Genomic DNA, 19696 nt, shown 5'->3' with positions numbered 1-19696 from the left:
CTTCCTCAAGTCAGGTATTTGTCCAAAATTTCCGTAAGCAGCTTATACCAGGGAAACATAGCTACGAGTAATCCCATATAAAATGCCGGATAAACAATGACGCTGTAGCCGATCCCCAGTGATTTGATTTTCTTTCGATGCCGAAACATCCGTCGATGATCGACAGCCCACTCCAATCGCTGCATGGTCAGGGCAACCTGACTTTCACTCAAGTTTTCAACAGTTCTCATACTGGACACCAGAATAACCGCATCTTCAACTCCCAGTTTTCGCTTGAATGTTTCCAAAGCTTCATCAGGATCCTTGTTCCATTCGGAAAGACTAGGAACATATTCCTTTAACAGACGGGTCGGCCGTGCCGCCTTTAGCATGGCACTGTATACGGGGACCTGATTCTCCAACAAATTGACGTATCTGTTGATAAAACGGGCAATATCGGTACTCAGCACCTCCTCCCGGTACCCGGCCCACACTTTCAATCCGATATACGGCAGCATAAAGCTGAGGGTAGAAGCGATCAGCAGCGTCCATAGTGGAAACGACTGCGAGCGGCTAAACATTGCAGCGAACAGAATCAATAAGCAGACAGTTGTTCCACTGACCAACTGGGAGAACACCCACTCAGGCTTGCCCCATCCAAACGGCCGTCCGGCGCGTTCGAGAAGCTTCTCCCATGCTTGATCTTCAGTTGCGTTCACCGTTTTTGTCCAAATATCTCTCCAGGGAACGGAGACAAACAGCTTGGGACGTTGAAGGCCAATCAAGCACCTCCCTATAAACAGACAACCAATAAAGACAAAGACTGCACCCAAGGTCAAAGTGACATACATGTAAACCTGTGGCATTAGCGATACCTCCTTCCCCAGATGAATGCCAGCAGGATGGAGATGGACCAGACGGTAACTGCCAGCGATAAAATCGCTTGTCCATCATTGGTAAAGAAGTATAGTCTGTAAGAATCTTTAAGCAGACTCTGATTGTAAGGAATCAAACAAATACAAATGATGATCACCACAATCAAACTAATCCAGATCGCATGAATTTCGCTGTTTCTTTCCTCTTTTTCGTCCTGTTGTATAAACATTTCATTCGTAAGCCGGTTTAACGCGGTTTGAATATCTTCGGTTTCTCCCTCCAGTCCGCTTGCCACATAGGTTGCGAAATCAGAGGCCCACGGATGGTCCAACCGTTCCGCAAACTGATTCAAAGCAAGGACAGGATCTCCCCCATCCGACAGCTTATTGGTCAACAGCAAAAGGTCCGGCAATAAGTCTTTCGGGCATTCCTCAACCATATCCCGAAAAGAGAGAATAATGTTTTTTCTGCTGCTGTAATAGCGAGAGAACAGGTCGACAAAGCGACAAAATGACATGATTTTTCGGTTGATAAGTACGGTATAACGGGCGTACAGCAAAAGAGTTGGAAGCAATAACAGCAAAACAAACAGCGAGAGTGAGACGACGATATTTCCAAGGAGGATGCCGGAAGCAAAGCCCGCCGCAGACCCAACCACGGAAAGAATCAGGTATACTTCTGGAACTCCCCCTGCCACCTGACACCATCGTTCGTACTGGTTGTATATGAATTGATTGGTTTTTCGCTGAAGCATTTTTTCCCGCCACGCTGCTACCGTTTTGGAAAAAAACACGGGGGGCGCGGACCATTTCTGATACAGATACAAGCCTAGCAAGTAAAACCCGATCAAAAGGCAAACAAACATGGGGATGAACAAAAATAGCTTCATATCAACCTTCCCATATCCGTCAGGCGCAGCTCTTTCAGGGTGTCCAAATCGGCCCTTCCTACATAGCACATGTATTCGACCAGGTGCCCATCGAGCTGCTTCCCTGTCCATTCGTACTCTCCGCTAATCCTGTTGCGATATACGAGCGGTACGGACTCGACTCGATTCATCAGATCATTCCATTCCGTCACGTGAATGGCATCAATAAAGCGATGTCCGTTGTTTCGATAAGTGAGCGAATTCACGAAATTGACGGCACGGCTGATCCTCTCCTGAGTCAGTTCGACACTTCGCCCGCCGTACTGATAAACCAGATCGGTCAAATCGTTTAGGGCTTTATGGGGAAACCGTTCATGCATCGCAGCGATCGTAGCGTCTGTTCCTCGCACTCCTGCATTGATAAAGTGATAGGCCTCGATCGGCTCCCTGATTTCTCCAATCAGGATCGTATTGGCGGTAGAACGATACATATCCTTAAAGGAATTCGCAAGTTCGATACCGATTTCTTCAACATTTTGCAGCTCAATGACTTCCCCGCTCCACACGTCTCCAAATCTCATTTCATGTTCGCTTTCAAAAATCGTAATGTACTCGGTTCGCGGGTCCTTTAGTTTGAGCATGCACAGCATTAAGGTCGTCTTTCCGGCTGCCATAGGACCAATGACCAACACATTTCCCCGGCCGTGCACTTGCTGCTCGATCAACAGTTGTACCTTTTCATCAAAGGTTGGCATCTCCTGTTTGCGGAGATCATCCAGCGAAAAGGCAAGAGTCGCAAAACGCCGTACAATGATGACAGGGACTCGGGAATACGGGAAGGTAAACATGGTCAGCCGCGCTTTTAAAGACTCCAGGTAACCACTAAGGCGCGGCTTCTTTTCATGGAAAGAAAGGCCTGCCGTATTAGTCAGCTTCTGTTGAAGCGTCTCTACCTCTTGCCATGTGGGCATATAGTTTAACGTCTTCTTCACTCCCTGCTCAATATAGGCAACCTGGCGGCCCGCAGAAACCCTCACTTCCTCTACCCACGGAGAAAGATGTAGTGTTGCGTCGATGATTCCCCACCCGTATGTCGAGAAAGCAAGCCCTTCATAAGCATTGACATGAGGAAGAATTTCTTCTTTGACGGGGCGTTTCAGCACTTCTTCAAAGTAGTGTTGCAGACGAAGGATAATATGACTATGGCTGTCACGGTCGCCTTTTTCCGCTAACGTTAAAATTCGCTGCATTTCAACCTTTTCTTCACGTGTAGAGCCAAAGTGGTTTAAATAATCGCGTGCCGCCTGTTTGATATCTTCGATGGTCTTTATCTCCGATGGATTCCATTGTCTGATCGCCTTATTCATCAACACACGACCGCTCCTCTTACCATTTTTTCAGTTTCCATAATGGCTTGCAGGCTCATGACATAAGGCTTGGGAGGAAGAAATTCCTCTACCAACACACTATGGGTTCGGTGTGACTGCCGCAGACGATCATCGGAAATGCGTGGAACCACTCCGTATACAGAAATACCTTCACCGATACGATGATTCTGCCCCTTATCGATATGGCTAAGCATGACCTGATACTCTACCCCCCGCTTCTCCCAGCTTTTTATCCATTCTTTTGCTCCCTCGATGCTAAAAGGGTCCGATCGGACAAACAGCAAATTGCGATCGGCGGTGTAAATCAATCTCTGCATCGCATCTGTCTCGGGAAAGCTGTAGCCCCAGTCAATGTAGATGTAGTCAAACTGTTCCCGCAGCGATGACATCAAATTGGATATCTCCATGCTTCTCCAATTGCTTGTGGCGTTTGCATAAAACAGGTTGGGCAGTTGGTTGCTTTGTTTGCAAATTTTTCGCCATGTTCGCAAACGAGCTGTACGCAAATCCAACAGGTCCGGTCTGAACTGGCTTAGTTGATGTTGCTGCAGCTTGAAAAACCGGGTCAAATCCTGCTTGTGAACATTCATATCAAGAACGAGAATCTGTTTATCAGGGTTTTGCTTCGCCAATAAAATCGGGTAGTTGATGCAAAAGGTCGTTACCCCTGCACCTCCGTGACTCATCAAAGCGTATATCATGCCCCGGCCTTCATATGGGCCAGCCGTATCGTCTTCATCGTCCAGGCTCAGGATTTGTCCAATCCCCTTTCGTATCTCATCCTGGGTCAGATTGGCGGAAAGTATGTAAACACCGCTCAGATCAGCCTTCTGTACCACTTCCTTAATCAAGCTTTCATTTTGGTAAAGTGGTACGACAACAATCGGTGTTTGAGGATCCAACGTACTCCTTGCCAAGGGCAGCCACTCCCAGACAGGTGTCTCAAACATCTCGGCAAACAGTACCGCTGCTTCTGGTTGATACAGTTTAGCCAAACGATAAAAATCGGCAGAAGACTCTGACACCAGAACCTGGCAACCCATGGGCATATACGTGTGAACAAGAGATTTTACCGGATAGCAGACGATCGTCTTCATGATGTTATCTCCACCTCCTGATTCGATAATTGACCAATCTGGACGATCCCGTATAAAAACGCCTCACTAATCGCGGTAAATTGTTGATCGGTCAGATTCAAACCGATAAAGGATGCAAGCGCAGTCGGCTGTGAACGGTAATCTTGGTAACGCTTTTCACCGTTTAGCAACGGTTTCTCTCGTGACCCATTAAAGATCGCATCCATATGGTCGGGAGATGGAAGGGGATTGGGCCTGATCGTATAAATTTCTGTACCATTGCTGTCTCTCACCGTTGCCAGCTGGGTCGTGAACAGTAAATCCGCAGTTCCATTGCTTTTCCTGAAATGACTTGGTTCAGGCAAATGTTCCAATTCGGAAGGTGGTTTATACGTGACCCATACCTTCACATAGTCGCCTTTTCTCAATTCTGTGACGGGATTAAAAAAAGTGAGAGGAAATTCATAGCGGGCCATTCCTTTTTCCGGGAGAAGCTGATTGTCCGTCAGCTTGCTCTGTAAAATCTGTTCACCCGAAAAGATCGTTTGCGTGCTGCGTTTTCCAAGGACACTCTCCAAGTCCCTGATTGCATCGGGCAGTATGTTGTCGATTCCCTCCTGAACCAATACGAGATCAGCTCTGGTTATCGGTTCGTACGGGGCAATTACCTTGCCTGGGGCTACCTTTACCACCGGGGCAAACAATCGCTTGAGAGCAATTGCATCAATATATCGAGTAGCCGCATAAAAGCAAGAGCCAGCCAGTATAAAAGATATGATGCTAATAATGATTAACGTCTGTTTTTTCATAGCCCTCTTCCTTCGCTAATGTAAAAGTGAGGCAAAACCGCTCTCCTCTTCTGGAAACTGCTCTAGCAGCAGCATAGCCTTCGAGTGGGCTGCAAAGGTTTTATCACCATCAAAAAGCGGGATTACTGTATGGACTTGAGCAGAATTGCCCTCGTTCCAAAGAGACAGGGTTCCAGCCACTTTTTTCATAATGGCTGTGCGATTCCACTTTTCATTCCATTTATTCGCAACCATCCTGATCTTGCTTTGATTGCCTTTCCACCAGCTCGGAGCTTTTTCCGTCAAAATCATCCGGGTGAGCCGTGCTATATCAGAGTCAAATACGACCCAAATCTCATCAAGCATCGTCAGCAATCGCTCAATCTGATGATTTTTCCAAGATGAGGATATATCGATCAGGACAGTGGAGCTCTCCTTGCTCAAGCGAAATAGCCAATCAACAGCATCGCTGCAGGAATCCTTGTTTTTCAGCGGGGTATCAACATGGATGCGAAGACAATCATTTTGCATGTAGAGAGTGGAGGACAAGTCTTCTTGTGCAGCTTGATGTGCCCTCCGTTCAAAGTCGAGAGCAAAATACAGGTAGGAGCTTGTGCCAGGCAGTTCGCAAAGAGTAACAGCCGATCCGCTGCCTGCCATAGCAAAGGCGACATTGCCAGCCAAAAAACTGGCGCCAGCTTGAGGATACAAGCTCAAAACTGCAATGCATCGGCGATCCTGTCTACGCGTCTCTTCGATTGCCACGCTCGTCAGTTTCTCCTTCAGCTCTTCAAGGCGTCGCTCTTCTTCCGTGGTACGGATCAAATCTCTTTGCTCCAGTTCGCGAAACTTGCTGACAAATCGGTTTACTTGCTGAAACATCATTAGCCTGCCTGCGTGTCATTTTCGTTTTGTTTTGCTCGCAGGTATTCTTTGAATTTTTCTACCATCTCTTTCATCGTGAGATTTTTACGATGGTAGTAGTATATTTTCCGCAGCCTTTCTCGTTCCTGAAAGGTGAGATTTTGCTTGATCTGGCCGACCATTTCTTGCAATTGGGCCAGCTCGGCATTGTTTGGTCTGCCTCTTCGTGGAGGTTTGGCAAACAGCTGCTGCTGTTTTTTGCAAAACGCATGGGGCTGCTCCACCAGCCACATATCTACCAATGATTCAATATCCGCCAATGAACGTATTCCCAGCCGGAGCAGGTATTTAAAGTAGGCGGGGAGGTTTCGCTCACCGAGCTGTCCAGATCTCCAGCGGCGATAATAACCAGTCGGGGAGGTTAACATTTTCGTTACATCACGAACGAGGATATTGCGATCACCGGATTGATAATGTACGATCGTATCCTTTACCAAAGTGAAAAGGAGATCATGGTAATCGGCCTGCTGTTCATTTTTGCCGTGCTCGTGCGTGTACCACTCTTCGACGGCCCGGTCAAAGTCTTTTCGGCAATTCGTGAGATTGATGCTGTCCAAATGTTTGTAAAAGTACTCCAGTCCATAGCGGGAAACAATCTCATCTTGATAGGGACCGAAGACAAACAGGATAAATCTTTCTTTTAATTCCTCTACTGACATTAGGCAATTCGTTTGTTCGTAGCAGCGATTAACCAGTTCTCTTGCGTTTTTCACTGTCACTTCAAATTACCCCCAATTATTACATATTTATACATTAGTAGACATTTTGCTACATATTTCACCATACGTCAAACCATTTTTGCTTCAATGATAGGGGCCCGCCTTGGACGCATCCGTACAAGGCGAGCTTGCGGGTTACTCTACGAAAAAGTAGAGCTCTTCCCCGGTTGCGAGCAGAAGAGCAATTCTTCCCCCGCGCTCAATGACAGTCGGAGCACTCTCCATAACCACGATCCCGTCATTGAGGACAATCCTTTCTCCGAATCGGTTTACGGACTCGATCCGAAAGGTTCCCTGAGGCATGCGGTCCACTGACAGATGCCTGCCGGGTTTGTGCTTTTGGTAACGCACGCGACGTCCCAAAAGCACATCCACTCCTGTAGAGCGGTCTTGGTGAGCTTCAACTGTTGCCAATTGCAACTCCTCCTTTTCTCACCAATTTTTTACGGCCGTTTCATACGCTTATAAGCTCATGAAACTATCCTTACCGTAAAAAAAGACAGCGTATGGATGCAAATAAATTTATCCATCTTCCCACAGGCGGGGATCGGCAAGCTCCGGGTACATGTCCGTAATCATGTCAAACGGGGAAAAGTACAGCGTATCTACAAGAATCTTGAGCTTGTATTTCCGCAAATAGTGGTAAGCCTGCTCCGTTTTTCCAAATATTCGCGGCAATTCGCGCAAGTCTTTAATGTTCATCAGTTTGTTGCACATATAGTCAAAACAAATTTTTGCCCTCTCCTCCCCCTTTACGCTTTGAAAGTACAGCGGGGGGAAATGGCGCCGAATGCCCGCAAGAACCTCCTCGTAAACCCATAGTATTTTTTGCTCCTCCGACGGCTTCGGAAGATACGGGTAGGCGTATTCCACGAGGTAGTAGACATCCTGAGCCTTCGCTTCAATAGGAGGTTCAACATATTCCCGAATCAAATGGAGCTTTAGTTCCTTTACATCTTTTATGCTCATCTCACGACGTGCCTGTTCCGGCGTCCACATTTTTACTTGCTCTATCGCATATCGAATGACTAGCTGAACTTTTTGTTTGCGATACTGCATATCCTCAAATTCGTACGGCGAAAAGCGCTTTTGTGCTCCACTCAGGATGCGCTTGTACCGCTCGACGATTGTTGACGGCACGGCTCACTCACTCCCACACTTTTGTAATTTGGAATTTGAATCCAAATTACCATGAAAAGGTAGGACAAAAATAACAGGGTTTACAATATCGACCAATCTAAAAGTCATACATTCCGGATTGCGACACCCTTCGGAATGTCACATCCGACTCTCCCCACAGATGATGCAGCTTCTGTCTGGCCTCTATTTTTACATGGTAGATTCCTTGTCCATACAAGCTTTTCCGTTCGCCCTTCTGATGCACCACGGTCGCTGACTCCGCCTGCCGCTCCACTGCCGGGCGATTCAACTCCCATAGCAGTCCGGCCTCTTCGCGAGCTCCCCGGACAATATCGGCCTCGTACCGTTTGGCCTCGCTGCTAGTCGCGACCAGTATTTTCTTCGTTTCCCCGTCCGCATCCTGGTACTCCCATGCTCCCGCCGCTCGCGCTCCTTTTGACACAATGTCAGCCGTCTGCTGGACGCGCATGCTCGCCAGGCTCGCCTGGCCTTGTATGAGCATGATCGACAATAATCCTCCCATGCAGATGAGAAAAAAGAGCGCGGTAACCGTCATTGTCCCGCGCTCCTCAGCCAGCTGCTGTATCATCCAATTTTTCTTTTCCTCGCCCTTTCTCCTCATTGGCTGCCACCCTTCTCCGCATTTTCAATCATCAGATGATAGCTCTCTTTCAATTCAAAAGGCTTTCCGGTAGCGAGCAGATGAAACTTCATTGTCGCCTCAGCTTCAAAATGATTCCCTTTCTTCCATCCCCCTTGCACATAGAGGCGAACGCGGCTATCCGTCATACCGATCCCCTGCTTCAGCTCCGCTTGGCCCATCTCTGCCGCGTGATAGTTGGCTAAGCCGAAATTCGGCTGGACGGCAGCGATTCTTCCTGCCTCATAGGCTGCAGCCAAAACCTTTTGCCGGTTGTACAGGATGGAAAATTGATCAAATGAAAAGATAAACACAAACCAGAGCAGGGGTAGTGCAAGGATGAGCTCCAATATTTGCGTCCCTCGCTCATTGCGGATCAAGCCGAACCAATTTCTTTTCATTTGCTACCTCCACAAGTGCTGCACCAGATACGCACCCAAAAGGGGCACGGCATAGGGAAAGGACAGGGCTGCTTCTTTATTTCGGGGAAGCCAGATTTTCCGATGTGCGACCCAGCCTGCAAAGATTGCATGCATATTTCTGCCTAAACGCCTCCAGGTTCCAGGGAGAAAAACAACCACCGCCAGACAAACCCAGAGCGAGTGTAAAAAAAGCGGGTACACTCCCGACCAGCCCACCCAAGCCCCTACCGCCATCAGCAGCTTTTGGTCGCCCATCCCCATGCCGCGCAAAACAACCGGGACCACCGTCAGCAAAAAGGCTCCCGCAACTCCTGCAACGGCTGTCCACCCCATCCCCGCCTGCCATTGATAAACAAGGCCGGCAGCCAAGGCCGGAAACGTTACCGTATTTGGAATCTTGCGGCATTTCCAATCAAAGTATGCGGCGATACCCAGAAGCAAAAAGATTACAGCTTCCGTCATTTGCTGAGTTGGGTCTCCAGTTCCTGAATCCTCGCTTCCTCTACGCTGCCCAGATTTTGCAGTGTCGGAATCAGGACGATCAGAATAATGGCGATGATAATCACCATCTCCACAATCGTCACACCGTCTTCCTCCTTTGCAAACCGACGGATGTAATCAGTGATCAAGGTCATGGCAATCACTCCTTTTCAATTTGTACTTTTACTTTGTCAAAAGACAGAGCCCTCGGCAAAAAAACTTTACAAGCGTTCCCCGATTCCGATAAAAATAGGGCCCATGACCAGAAACAGCAACGGAACCCCCATCAGAACGATCACGAACGGAAGCAGACGCACATTAAGCCGATTCATGTGATCGGATGCCTCGTCCTCCTGCTGGCGGACCTGCTCCTCCACCTGCGCCGCGATCATCTTGGCGATGCTGACGCCCTTGCTCATCGCCTCATTTATTTCCATCGAGATCGCCGACAGGGTATCTACCTCCCAACGAAAAGCCAATTCCTCCAGCGCTTTTCTCCAGGTCCCGTAGCGTCTTTCCTCCACTTCCAGCCGCGCCAGCTCCCTTCCCAGTCTTCCGTCAAAACGGCGTGCCGTCTGCTTTACGGCTGCCTGGATCGGCATGCCCGCCTCGACCAGAGACTGTACAATGCCAAAAAAAATCGGAACCTGCTCGCGAATCTCAGCCTTGGCCCGTTTGTCTGCCACGTCCAGCAGCATCGTCGGCAGCAGAAACAATAAAACCGCGATGATCAGCGGCAAATAAGCCGTAGTATTCAATGACTGACCCCCTGTGTACGCAATCGCCAGTTGGATCGCGACCGCCAGCATCACGATTCCGCCAACCGCCTTTGCCAACGCGACCTCTGCCAAGGAATAGCGCGAATTCAGCCGGAAGAGGATATCGGCTGTATGGGTACGGTTGATTCCGGTCCACTTGCAGACAAGCTCCAATAAATCATCATGCTGCTCCAGATAGCGGGCCAGCTTCCAGGGGGAGATCGTCTTGCCGAATGCACTCTCCAGATGTGAGTGACGTTCCTGCTCAATCCGTCCCAAAAGAGTCGGGACACCCTCCTCCCTTCTTTCCAAGCAAGCGGGCAATCCCCAGAACAATACCGCGATCCCGGCCAGCGCTCCCAGCCACCACATGGCTTCACCCTCCTCTATGAATGCCTTTATGGGCAAGGTGGCGTACGACCTCTCCGCCCATCAGTATCGACCCGAGGGACGCCAATATCAAAAATCTCCCGGAAAGGGTGGCTGTCAGCGGGTCAAAATGACTTGGGTTGTTCACGTACAAAGCGATGATAAACACGAACGGCATCACACTGAGCAGATTCACCTGGGCCGTAATTTGCGCCATGGCGGCTCGCTGTCTTCGCAGCGCCTGCTTCCTTCGGAGTATAGTCGATGAAGCTAGATCAAGCGTTTTGGCCATGTCCCCGCCCATCTCTCGCTGGATGTAGACGATCGTCGCCAGGTAGCGGACATCTGCTGAACCTGTTCGCTCGTAGAACATGTTCATGACTCGCTCCAGCGGCACTTGAGCACGCAACAGCTCCACGATTCTGCTGTATTCCGTCGTTACGGACTTGTCCAAATAGAGACTCGCTGCCACCTGCTCAAATGCATGCAGATAAGAAGGCGATGTCCGCAGAGAACTGGCCATCAAACGAATCGCCTTTACGTTGTCCACCTCAAATCTCTCTTTTCTCCTTGCCCCCAGAATGCTGACGATCCGCTCTACGAAAAGAACACCGGCGAATAAAGCGGGCAGCGCCAGAATCCATGACTGCAGGAGCTTTTGTGTCACGCCAAAGGAAACAAGTCCCAGCACAAACGCAAGTCCAACGTAGTGATTGACGCCTAATCCGGAGCCAGATTGCTGCAGCCTGACGCCAAGCCTGTCCCAGATCGTCTGTCGGTCCCGCCGAAGTTGGTGGACAATCTCGTGCTCGTCCTGATGCTCCCGGTAAATAAAAGAGCGCGGCACAGCCACAAGCACAATTCCCGCTCCCAGCCCTGCCGCAACCAATGCACTCTCCAATGCCACGCGCAACCTACCTCCTACATCGGAATCGGCGTCGAAAAGAAAACCCGTTCCCACTCTTCTGGCTGCAGTCCTTTTTCCGCCCAGCGCCGCACCAGTTTCTCCGGTTTATACCCTGTCCACCTGTACTGGCCTACTACCCGTCCGTCCTTTACTCCCGTAGGCTCGTATACGTAAATATCCTGCAAGTAAACGCGGTCCGGATGGATTTGCCTTACGTTGCAGGCTTGGCGGATGCGGTCCTCATGTGACTGGCCCGTCCCGATCACTTCGGTAATCGCCACCACTTTGCGGCTCCCGTCTTCTTCGAATCGCTTCACCTGGACGATCAGGTCCAGCGCCGACCCGATCATCAGATTTCTTTCCGTCGTATTGTATGACTCCTCCGCCTTGGCGAACAAAATCGGCAAGGTCGAATCGATCAATGCCCGCGGGGAGTTGGCGTGAGCGGTACTCCAGCTGCCCGGGTGGTCCGTGTTCATCGCCCAAAGCATATCCACGATTTCTCCTCCTCGCGTCTCCCCAACGATGATGACATCCGGCCGTTTTCTCAGAGAAAGCCGCACGCAATCTTTTATAGAGAAGCCTCCCTTGCCCTCATAGTTGGCAGGCTTGGCCAAAAAGCGCCGGACAAACGGATGCTGCAGCTTCATTTCCAGCACGTCTTCAATTGTAATAATGCTGAGGTGATGCGGGACGTACTGCGAAATCAGGTTGAGCAAGTGCGTTTTCCCTGAACCGGTCCCCCCGCTTACGATGCCGGAAGCGCGAGAGAGACTGATCGCCCATTTTAAAAACGTAAGCATAGGCTCGCAGATCGAGCCATATGCGAGGTAATCCGCCTCTGTCAGCAAATCGCGGTGCTTTCGAATCGTCAGCATGTGGCCATCCGGAGAAATAGAGCGATGGGTCGCCGCTACCCTGGAACCATCCGGCAGTTGGGTATTCAGCTCTGCCTTTGTCTCGTTAAACTCGCGGCCCATAGTGGCGGCCATCTGTTCGAGAAGCCGCAGCATCTCCTCTTCATCGCGGAAGACCGGTATATCCGGTACTTCCAAACGCCCCGTGCTCTTTCGCTCGACGACCAGGTGATCGTAGCGATGAAACATGATTTCCGTAATATCGGGGTCCTCCAGCAGCGGATCAAGCGGCCCCCAGCCAGTCAGGGAGCGGATCAGCCGCTCTACCTCCGCCTCAATTTGAACCGAAGCGAGCGGAGTTCCCGTTTCCAAAAGGAGGCGAATATCCCGTGCCAGCTCTTGCAGATAGGCTGCTTGTCCTTTTTCCTCCCACAAACGCTTTCCGTGCTTCTCCACGATCTGCGTTCGAATGGCTGCCTCTGCCTCGAAAGTCAGCCTTCTATCTACAGGAGCATGCTGCTTCATCTGCATTCTCTCCTGCAGCGTTTGCGATTCACGAGCAGATTCCTTTGCCTGTGTTCGCAGATCAAGGCGTTCACGGGTGACAGCCTGAATTCCGAGCAGAGTCTTTTTGTCAAAGTTCATCCAGCTCTCTTCCTCCTTCCTATCTCCTCAACCACTTCCACAGGGAGGCGCGTTCCTTCTCCTTCTTTTTTCCCGAACCGTCGGCCTCTTCTTCCAGAGGCAAAAGGGCTTTGCCCAGCGCTTCAATGGCATCCTTGGCCGCCAGCTTTCCCGGATGCAGCATGACAGGATTGCCCGTGTTGATCGATTTTTTCACTTCCTGGTCATCGGGGATTGGAAATATCTTTTTGCTGGGATGGAGTTGAAAATAGGCGCGTATCTCATCGAGGGTAAACATCTCTTTTCGCTGCAAACGGTTCATGCACAGAGAAATGCGTTCCTCCGGATAATCCGCCTCCCGCAAGAGCTTTAATATACGTTGAATATTTTCAATAGAATCAACTACGGGATTCCCGACCATCACGACCTGCTCGGCAAAAAACAGCGCCTGGATCGTTGCATCCGTCGTATCTGGAGCCGTATCGATCAGGATGACATCATAGTGGCTGTTCTTGAGCGCATCCAGGATCAAATACAGATGGTAGTCTTTGATCTCAAAGCTGTGCCGGATATCGCGCGGAGAGGTCAAAACATGCAAGCCGCTTGCCTCGTGGACAACGATATGCCTGTCCACTTCCTGCGGCGAAAGCTGTACACTACCGATCTGGACCTGCCACTCCTCCTGGCTCAAATCACCCGGTTCCCGGCCTTGGGAGCGAATCCAGTCATGCAGCCGCTCGTCGATATCCTGGACCCACGAATACAGATTGGGAGTACGCGGCAAATTCAATGCAGTCGCAAAGGTTCCCAGGTCCAAATTGAAGTCGACAGCCAGAACCTTCAGAGGATTTCCGCCAAGCTTCCGTTGTGCAAAATAGATGGCGAGCTCGCGGGAAAGAAAGGTTTTTCCGACGCCCCCTTTTGGACCGTATACGGTAATGAGCCGTTTTTTTGCCTGTTGGCCGCTTCCTGCAACATAGGGGTGGTGGGGCTTGGCCTCCGCGACTCCAGAAAATCCAGCCGCCTGCATACCTGCTTCCACGCCCGGAAAAGCCGCTCCGCCCATACCGTTGCTTGTCGTTCCGATACCGGTCAGACCTGTTCCCGTCCCGATCATTCCTCCCATCGCCGCACTGCCTGCCGGCATGCTGGCATGCATCGAGGACATGGCTGTCATGGAAGAGAGCTGCATCGCGAGCGCTTCCAATTGACCAGAATGGATCGGCTTGGCGATCACCCACATGCCCAAATTGCGGAAAAATGGCTCCCATATCAGCTCCTGTTCACTGCAAGCGGCGATAAACAACAGGTGCGGAAAAGCAAGTCTGAACTGCTGGCACAAAACCCCTCTTTCCGCTTCCTGCACTCCCCCGAGCAGCACGATGTCCGGTTTGTTTTCATGAAGGGCCCGCCACGTCTCCTCTACCCCTGTCGTTTGTCCGCACACCTCCAGCCACCGGCTTCCGGCCGTCTGTGTTTGCAAGGCTGCGCCGACAGCGGGATCATCATCCACGATCAGCAATCGCTTTTTCACTTACTGCTCCTCCTCTCCCCACCGTTTTTTCGTTTTCATCAGAGCCGCTGCAAAGCTCGCGTCACCGACTCCCGCACTGTTTTCTTCCTCCAGGAAAGACGCCTTTCCCAAGCGGATCTTTCCGTAATGAAGGGCGTGGGTAAGCAAAACGGCTTCCCTCAGCTGCAGCGAAAGCGTGACCGCCTCCAGTCTGGGAATATCGCCGTCCATCTCTCTCTGCACCCCGATCACCGGCATGTTCCGCAGGAGCAATCCGGTATGCGCGCCGCTGTCGTCTTCAAACGATGCGTACACATGCACCCGCTCGCCAATCGCTACATGCGGATTAATGCCCGTGACGTTGTTGACCGGAATGCTGATGCCCGTCATCGACCGCTCCAGCTCCCGCCCTTTCGCAACTTCCCCCGTCTGCTCTACGTCTCCCGGCAAAAGCGGTCTTCCTCCTTCTACCCTGCGGGACAAAGGGCGGTTCAGATAACGCGGAGCTTCTTCCCACGGGATCAGGCCGAAAGCCTCCGCAGACTGCTCCCGGGCAAGGCCGCCCACCTGAATCTCGCCGCGCTCAAGATCGGATGCAGTCAGCTTTTCTCCGCTCTCCTTCGCCACATTTCCCCTCAGCTTGACAAAGACAAAGGTTTGCGGCTGCAAAAAGTGATACGCTCCCGCCGCCACGCAAGCAGCCAAGAGCAGGATGGCAACCAGCCGCAGAGGATGGATGGACATGCCTTTGCCTCCTTTCTCTGTTTTTGCCAGCGTACAAAGGATGGACGGGACAAAAAAAGCCGGCTTTCCAGCAATAGGGAAAGACGAGTCTATCTCCTCGGACTTTTGCTTCGCATATATGACATTAGATGTCATACCTTGGAAGCTACACTTAGTTCCATCTAGGGAATGAATGGGGGATTCAGTATGAAAAAATGGCTTCGTATTGCAAAATGGACTCTGTTATCTGTAACCTGCTTTTATTTTCTTTTCATTGGTTTCTTTAAATTAAATGGAAATCCGGACATTACACTCGCTTTTCAACAGTATGGATATCCTTATTGGTTTCAGATCATAATCGGTCCTGGCGAAGTGCTGGGGGGCCTCGGATTGTTATTTCATAAGCTTTTCCGCTACGCAGCCTTCGCATTGGCTGTGATAACGCTCGGTGCTTCCCTCACACACCTTTTTCACGGCGAACCACATCTTGCTGTGCTGCCATTTGTCATGTTCATCGCTTTCCTGTTCGCCGCTATTAAAAAACCAAGAAAGGAACAGTACAGTAACCTACCATTCCAATCGTAATTATTTTTTAACCTTACTCGGTTCCGGTCTTACTGGCTATGCTGCAAAACGCAAGGAAACCTTGCGAGAACCTGGCTGTGTCGGGTATGGAATAAGATGGATTTTTTCTATCCAGGCAACAGAATGTGAATAAAGGCACATCAGTGCGATCCATGCATTCGTGTGCCTTCTTCAAATAAAAGAGGAGGTTCAAATGCATATCCTCAGGCCGTTGCCCGTATCCATATACTGGGATATAATTAGTTGGATTATCTCAGGGGAGGACATTCTTAGATGAAACAAAGTAAATGGAGCAAACTGCATCGCTTGCTCGCCAGCGGCTTGCTCGGCATAACCGCGTTACTCGGAAGCGTATTGACCGTACAGGCGAACGAAGCGCCTGCCGCAGCGCCTGCAATCAGCCCCTGGGCCGTCCAGACCCTTCACGAAGGCGAAAAATACGGAATTTATCCGCTTGCCTGGTATCAAGACGGCACCTTTCAGCAGCCGATTACCACGGACAAATTTCAAGCTTTGCTGACCAGCACGGCAGCGAAACTGGATAAGCTGGGCTTCAGCAAGAAGACTGATTTCAGCGGCCCGAAAGCAACAGATACAATAACGAGAGAAATGGTCCTGAACTCGCTGTACGGCGTCCTCACACAGTACGAGCTGCCGGAAGCTTTCGAAATCGGCAAGCTTTCCCCGATTGATTATTTGCAAAAGAAAGGCATCGTGAGCGGAACCATTAAAAGCCTGGGACTGAACCAGCCATGCACTGTCGAGCAAGCCGCCGTCTTTGCAAGCAGGCTTGTAACCTATACATACGATACCGCCCAGGGAGGGGCAAAAGGGCTGCTCTGGAAGGCCACCAAGGGGGGCAACACGCTTTACCTGCTCGGTTCGATTCACTATGGCACTCCGGATATGTACCCGATGCAAAAAAACGTCAGGGACGCGTTCGCCGCATCCGATACCCTTTGGGTGGAGCTGAATCTCCTCTCTGACGATGAAGAGGCGTTGGAATACTTTAAAGAATCCATGATGTACACCGACGGCACAACACTGAAGGATCACGTATCCAAAGCGACGTATGAGAAGCTGCAGAAGGTTACCGACAAGCTGAAACTTCCCCGGGATGCCTTCGACTCCTACAAGCCTTGGGCCGTATCCACCGGCCTGTCCCTGAATTCCACCAGAGTCTCGCCAAGCGAGCAGCCTCAGTCTTCGGCTTTGGGGGTCGACATGTACTTCCTGCAAAGCGCGCTTCTTTCCGGGAAACCGATACACGAGTTGGAAGGCATAAAGCTGCAAGCCGATCTTTTCAACAACGCACCGCCTGACCTGCAGGAAAAAGAATTGAATGAACTGCTGGACTCGGTTTTGAATCCGGATGCCGCCTCGCAGAACACGGCGAAACAGCTTATCGAGTGGCAGCAGCTATGGGCAAAAGGGGATCTGGACGGCTTTACGAAATCATTTACTTCCTCCCCGCAAATGATGGAGAGCGCTCTTGCGAAGGGGTTGTTCGGAGAACGGGACAAGAACATGGCCGCGAAGCTGGCTTCCTTGCTTGAAAAGGAAGGCAAATCGACTGTCTTTGTCGTCATTGGTGCCGGGCATTTTGTGGTCGAGAATATGGTGATTGATCAATTGAAGCAAAAAGGCTATAAAGTGGAGTTTATTCGGTAGCTTTTTTGCGGGTAACAGAGAGGGCGCATGGATGTCATGCGCCTCTTTCATTACCGTATATAGGATCAAGCTAGTTTATATTTTCAAGGTATTTAATAAATTCGGGTAAAAATTCAGTGTTATGTAAATCTCTGGAGTGGTCTGCGATAAGTACAATACTCGCATTTAGTTCTTTACCTGAAAAATTATAGATAAGAAAATCAGTATTTGGATATATCTCACTGTATCCTTTTGTGATTCCGCTATCTTCATTCGTCGCATTATAAAAACCAGATGAATAGGATAATGCATTTTTCCATTGGAATTTTTCTTCCATACCGGGAGAAAGCCCAACCATAACAACGATTCCTTCACTCTCATTTTTATATACTAAAGTCTTGTTGTTTTCTTGAAAAAGGCTATGCTCTGAATCGGAACTGTCTTTAAATTTACGAACGAGATTCGTAATAGCCCAGTCTTCGGTTATTTCAATATAACCATCTAGTGAAAAATTAGTCTTAATATCCAGATACCTTTTGTTAAATTTGTCGATGTCTATAACTGTTGAATTACTGCTAACATGATTACTCTGGCATGATATTAGCAGAAGGATTATGGATAAAAACATTAGGTATTTTACGTGCACTCTTTTTCCAATTTCCATACAAACCACCCTTTTTTAGAGGCTGGACACGCAAATAATAATCGAGAGACATTATAGTTTGCTTACTAAGAACATATCGCTAAAGTGCCCTTAAAACCTTACTCCGAGATCAATAGCTAGTTGGTCCTAAAGCCATCCGCAAAGTAATTGCAAACAACATCGGTTATGTCTCGCTCTCTCTTCGCAAACGGAGTCCGTAAAGGGCTTCCCCAGCCTTATGTAGTTCCTGCGTTGGAAGATCCTTCAATATTTTGCAATCGTAACATTCCCTGCCCTTCTGAGTGCTTAACAATGCTCTCGAACGCAAGCTATGCGTTCTTTATTTGTGTCGGTTTTTAATGCCTATATATTTGCATTCGTCTGTCATCTATCAATAAATCTTTCACAATCTCCTTGGCGAAATTAAAAGAAGGTAGACTTGTCTTTAAAAACAAACAGACGCTTTTCTATTTTATAACAGGCTTAAATCGAACCATTCACGCATATGGACTTAACAAAGGGGGGACAGGTGAAACCAGGTGAGCAAATGAGGAAAACAAGGGGGAGACAAAATGCCTGAAGTGCTGTTCAAGGTGGATTTGACCAAACCGATGGAGGAGCAGGATTTACCCGGACACAACCGCTGGCATCCCGATATTCCTGCCGTGGCTGCGGTCAACCCGGGGGCTATGTTTCGCATCGAGTGCAAGGACTGGACGGATGGACAGATCCAGAACAACGACGATCCGAGCGACATCCGCGACGTCAATCTAAAGCGCGTCCACGTGCTCAGCGGACCGATCTGGGTAAACGGGGCAGAGCCGGGCGATTTGCTCGTCGTTGACATCCTCGACATCGGCCCGCTGCAGGGGGCGGAGTGGGGCTTTGCCGGCATTTTCGCCCGGGAAAACGGCGGCGGCTTTCTCACAGAGCATTATCCCGAGGCAGCCAAGTCGATTTGGGATTTCCACGGTATCTACACCACCTCGCGCCACATACCCGGAGTCAGATTTGCCGGGATTACCCACCCCGGACTGATCGGCGTTGCCCCTTCCCACGAGCTGCTTGCGAAGTGGAACAAGCGTGAGAGGGAGCTGGTCGCGACAGACCCGCATCGCGTGCCGGAGCTGGCTACTCTTCCCGATCCGACGAGCACTGTGCTCGGTTCGCTTACCGGTGCCGAGTATGAGCGAATCGCAGCCGAGGGGGCCCGTACCGTGCCGCCGCGGGAAAACGGAGGAAACTGCGATATCAAAAACCTGTCCAGAGGCTCCCGCATTTACTTCCCCGTCTTTGTCAAAGGGGCGAAGCTGTCGATGGGAGACATCCACTTTTCCCAGGGCGATGGCGAAATCTCTTTCTGCGGCGGGATCGAAATGGCGGGCTTCATCGATCTGCACGTGGACATTATCAAGGGCGGCATGGCCAAATACGGCATCGTCAACAATCCTGTTTTCAAACCAGGTCCGGTCGAGCCTCACTATTCCGAATTCCTTGTCTTTGAGGGCATTTCCGTCGACGAATTCAGCGGCAAGCAGCACTACCTTGACGCTCATCTCGCCTATCGTCGTGCCTGCCTGAACGCCATCGAGTATTTGAAAACGCTGGGATATACCGGCGAGCAGGCCTACATGCTGCTTTCCACCGCACCTGTGGAAGGGCGGATCAGCGGCATCGTCGACATTCCGAACGCGTGCTGCACGCTCGCCATACCGACGGCGATCTTTGACCGTGATATCACACCGAAATAACAAACCTTCACTTTCT

At 50.1% G+C, this 19696-nt stretch carries 22 protein-coding genes; 3 read left to right on the top strand and 19 right to left on the bottom strand.

Features of this window, described 5'->3' with window-relative positions:
• Positions 1 to 5: 5 nt before the first annotated feature.
• The 18 genes from NST96_RS01205 to NST96_RS01120 form a co-directional block, all read right to left on the bottom strand.
• Positions 6 to 845 carry a hypothetical protein gene (locus tag NST96_RS01205; protein ID WP_039070442.1) on the bottom strand — a complete coding sequence of 280 codons (840 nt, stop codon included), beginning with the start codon at positions 843 to 845 and terminating at the stop codon, positions 6 to 8.
• Entirely contained in the window at positions 845 to 1744 is a 900-nt protein-coding gene (locus tag NST96_RS01200) for a hypothetical protein (RefSeq protein ID WP_003390320.1), read from the bottom strand. Before NST96_RS01200 ends, NST96_RS01205 begins: the two co-directional genes overlap by 1 nt.
• Positions 1741 to 3090, bottom strand: coding sequence for an ATPase, T2SS/T4P/T4SS family (locus NST96_RS01195; RefSeq protein ID WP_024984072.1), 1350 nt, complete (start codon positions 3088 to 3090; stop codon positions 1741 to 1743). The genes NST96_RS01200 and NST96_RS01195 overlap by 4 nt, the downstream gene beginning before the upstream one ends.
• Entirely contained in the window at positions 3090 to 4208 is a 1119-nt protein-coding gene (locus NST96_RS01190; protein WP_327956768.1) for a hypothetical protein, read from the bottom strand. The genes NST96_RS01195 and NST96_RS01190 overlap by 1 nt, the downstream gene beginning before the upstream one ends.
• Positions 4205 to 4996, bottom strand: coding sequence for an SAF domain-containing protein (locus NST96_RS01185; protein WP_024984070.1), 792 nt, complete (start codon positions 4994 to 4996; stop codon positions 4205 to 4207). Before NST96_RS01185 ends, NST96_RS01190 begins: the two co-directional genes overlap by 4 nt.
• A 15-nt stretch (positions 4997 to 5011) precedes the next feature.
• The gene (locus NST96_RS01180) at positions 5012 to 5740 is read right to left on the bottom strand and encodes a hypothetical protein (RefSeq protein ID WP_342405249.1); all 729 of its coding nucleotides are present in this window, start codon (positions 5738 to 5740) and stop codon (positions 5012 to 5014) included.
• Between the two features lie 119 nt (positions 5741 to 5859).
• Positions 5860 to 6618: a hypothetical protein gene (locus NST96_RS01175; RefSeq protein WP_003390315.1), complete on the bottom strand. Its 759-nt coding sequence runs from the start codon at positions 6616 to 6618 to the stop codon at positions 5860 to 5862.
• Between the two features lie 135 nt (positions 6619 to 6753).
• The gene (locus tag NST96_RS01170; RefSeq protein WP_003390314.1) at positions 6754 to 7032 is read right to left on the bottom strand and encodes a hypothetical protein; all 279 of its coding nucleotides are present in this window, start codon (positions 7030 to 7032) and stop codon (positions 6754 to 6756) included.
• A gap of 108 nt (positions 7033 to 7140) precedes the next feature.
• Positions 7141 to 7758 carry a hypothetical protein gene (locus NST96_RS01165; protein WP_003390313.1) on the bottom strand — a complete coding sequence of 206 codons (618 nt, stop codon included), beginning with the start codon at positions 7756 to 7758 and terminating at the stop codon, positions 7141 to 7143.
• A gap of 97 nt (positions 7759 to 7855) precedes the next feature.
• Positions 7856 to 8380 carry a hypothetical protein gene (locus tag NST96_RS01160; RefSeq protein WP_003390312.1) on the bottom strand — a complete coding sequence of 175 codons (525 nt, stop codon included), beginning with the start codon at positions 8378 to 8380 and terminating at the stop codon, positions 7856 to 7858.
• Entirely contained in the window at positions 8377 to 8799 is a 423-nt protein-coding gene (locus tag NST96_RS01155; RefSeq protein ID WP_003390311.1) for a TadE/TadG family type IV pilus assembly protein, read from the bottom strand. Before NST96_RS01155 ends, NST96_RS01160 begins: the two co-directional genes overlap by 4 nt.
• A 3-nt stretch (positions 8800 to 8802) precedes the next feature.
• Positions 8803 to 9282 carry an A24 family peptidase gene (locus NST96_RS01150; protein WP_003390309.1) on the bottom strand — a complete coding sequence of 160 codons (480 nt, stop codon included), beginning with the start codon at positions 9280 to 9282 and terminating at the stop codon, positions 8803 to 8805.
• Entirely contained in the window at positions 9279 to 9455 is a 177-nt protein-coding gene (locus NST96_RS01145; protein ID WP_003390307.1) for a hypothetical protein, read from the bottom strand. Before NST96_RS01145 ends, NST96_RS01150 begins: the two co-directional genes overlap by 4 nt.
• A gap of 66 nt (positions 9456 to 9521) precedes the next feature.
• Positions 9522 to 10430: a type II secretion system F family protein gene (locus NST96_RS01140; RefSeq protein WP_339167013.1), complete on the bottom strand. Its 909-nt coding sequence runs from the start codon at positions 10428 to 10430 to the stop codon at positions 9522 to 9524.
• Between the two features lie 4 nt (positions 10431 to 10434).
• Entirely contained in the window at positions 10435 to 11334 is a 900-nt protein-coding gene (locus NST96_RS01135) for a type II secretion system F family protein (RefSeq protein WP_243014859.1), read from the bottom strand.
• A 14-nt stretch (positions 11335 to 11348) separates the two neighbouring features.
• On the bottom strand, positions 11349 to 12836 hold the full coding sequence (locus tag NST96_RS01130; protein ID WP_243014860.1) for an ATPase, T2SS/T4P/T4SS family: 1488 nt from the start codon (positions 12834 to 12836) through the stop codon (positions 11349 to 11351).
• A 19-nt stretch (positions 12837 to 12855) separates the two neighbouring features.
• Positions 12856 to 14349 (bottom strand): AAA family ATPase, encoded by a 1494-nt coding sequence (locus NST96_RS01125; RefSeq protein WP_251238058.1) that lies wholly within the window; start codon positions 14347 to 14349, stop codon positions 12856 to 12858.
• On the bottom strand, positions 14350 to 15072 hold the full coding sequence (locus NST96_RS01120) for an RcpC/CpaB family pilus assembly protein (RefSeq protein ID WP_003390300.1): 723 nt from the start codon (positions 15070 to 15072) through the stop codon (positions 14350 to 14352).
• Positions 15073 to 15258: 186 nt separating this feature from the next.
• Between NST96_RS01120 and NST96_RS01115 the strand changes: the two genes are divergently transcribed.
• Together NST96_RS01115 and NST96_RS01110 are read left to right on the top strand one after the other, a co-directional pair.
• The gene (locus tag NST96_RS01115) at positions 15259 to 15636 is read left to right on the top strand and encodes a DoxX family protein (protein ID WP_338462933.1); all 378 of its coding nucleotides are present in this window, start codon (positions 15259 to 15261) and stop codon (positions 15634 to 15636) included.
• A 273-nt stretch (positions 15637 to 15909) separates the two neighbouring features.
• Positions 15910 to 17307, top strand: coding sequence for a TraB/GumN family protein (locus tag NST96_RS01110; RefSeq protein WP_340700982.1), 1398 nt, complete (start codon positions 15910 to 15912; stop codon positions 17305 to 17307).
• 70 nt (positions 17308 to 17377) lie between these two features.
• Here the strand turns inward: NST96_RS01110 and NST96_RS01105 are convergent, their stop codons facing one another.
• Positions 17378 to 17950, bottom strand: a complete 573-nt coding sequence (locus NST96_RS01105; protein WP_039070450.1) for a hypothetical protein — start codon at positions 17948 to 17950, stop codon at positions 17378 to 17380.
• Between the two features lie 551 nt (positions 17951 to 18501).
• Between NST96_RS01105 and fmdA the strand changes: the two genes are divergently transcribed.
• Positions 18502 to 19680, top strand: a complete 1179-nt coding sequence (gene fmdA, locus NST96_RS01100) for a formamidase (RefSeq protein ID WP_251255517.1) — start codon at positions 18502 to 18504, stop codon at positions 19678 to 19680.
• The last annotated feature ends 16 nt before the right edge of the window (positions 19681 to 19696 follow it).

The sequence above is a fragment of the Brevibacillus sp. FSL K6-2834 genome, assembly GCF_038592925.1.
Lineage (GTDB): Bacteria > Bacillota > Bacilli > Brevibacillales > Brevibacillaceae > Brevibacillus > Brevibacillus borstelensis.
This window is presented reverse-complemented; position numbering and strand designations above follow the sequence as displayed.

What these genes read in the sequence shown, in the direction of transcription:
- fmdA (WP_251255517.1), top strand. Translation starts at nt 18,502, where the DNA reads ATGCCTGAAGTGCTGTTCAAGGTGGATTTGACCAAACCGATGGAGGAG.
- NST96_RS01115 (WP_338462933.1), top strand. Translation starts at nt 15,259, where the DNA reads ATGAAAAAATGGCTTCGTATTGCAAAATGGACTCTGTTATCTGTAACC.
- NST96_RS01160 (WP_003390312.1), bottom strand. Translation starts at nt 8,380, where the DNA reads ATGAGGAGAAAGGGCGAGGAAAAGAAAAATTGGATGATACAGCAGCTG.
- NST96_RS01200 (WP_003390320.1), bottom strand. Translation starts at nt 1,744, where the DNA reads ATGAAGCTATTTTTGTTCATCCCCATGTTTGTTTGCCTTTTGATCGGG.
- NST96_RS01145 (WP_003390307.1), bottom strand. Translation starts at nt 9,455, where the DNA reads ATGACCTTGATCACTGATTACATCCGTCGGTTTGCAAAGGAGGAAGAC.
- NST96_RS01120 (WP_003390300.1), bottom strand. Translation starts at nt 15,072, where the DNA reads ATGTCCATCCATCCTCTGCGGCTGGTTGCCATCCTGCTCTTGGCTGCT.
- NST96_RS01205 (WP_039070442.1), bottom strand. Translation starts at nt 845, where the DNA reads ATGCCACAGGTTTACATGTATGTCACTTTGACCTTGGGTGCAGTCTTT.
- NST96_RS01130 (WP_243014860.1), bottom strand. Translation starts at nt 12,836, where the DNA reads ATGAACTTTGACAAAAAGACTCTGCTCGGAATTCAGGCTGTCACCCGT.
- NST96_RS01185 (WP_024984070.1), bottom strand. Translation starts at nt 4,996, where the DNA reads ATGAAAAAACAGACGTTAATCATTATTAGCATCATATCTTTTATACTG.
- NST96_RS01190 (WP_327956768.1), bottom strand. Translation starts at nt 4,208, where the DNA reads ATGAAGACGATCGTCTGCTATCCGGTAAAATCTCTTGTTCACACGTAT.
- NST96_RS01140 (WP_339167013.1), bottom strand. Translation starts at nt 10,430, where the DNA reads ATGTGGTGGCTGGGAGCGCTGGCCGGGATCGCGGTATTGTTCTGGGGA.
- NST96_RS01195 (WP_024984072.1), bottom strand. Translation starts at nt 3,090, where the DNA reads ATGAATAAGGCGATCAGACAATGGAATCCATCGGAGATAAAGACCATC.
- NST96_RS01110 (WP_340700982.1), top strand. Translation starts at nt 15,910, where the DNA reads ATGAAACAAAGTAAATGGAGCAAACTGCATCGCTTGCTCGCCAGCGGC.
- NST96_RS01150 (WP_003390309.1), bottom strand. Translation starts at nt 9,282, where the DNA reads ATGACGGAAGCTGTAATCTTTTTGCTTCTGGGTATCGCCGCATACTTT.
- NST96_RS01105 (WP_039070450.1), bottom strand. Translation starts at nt 17,950, where the DNA reads ATGGAAATTGGAAAAAGAGTGCACGTAAAATACCTAATGTTTTTATCC.
- NST96_RS01155 (WP_003390311.1), bottom strand. Translation starts at nt 8,799, where the DNA reads ATGAAAAGAAATTGGTTCGGCTTGATCCGCAATGAGCGAGGGACGCAA.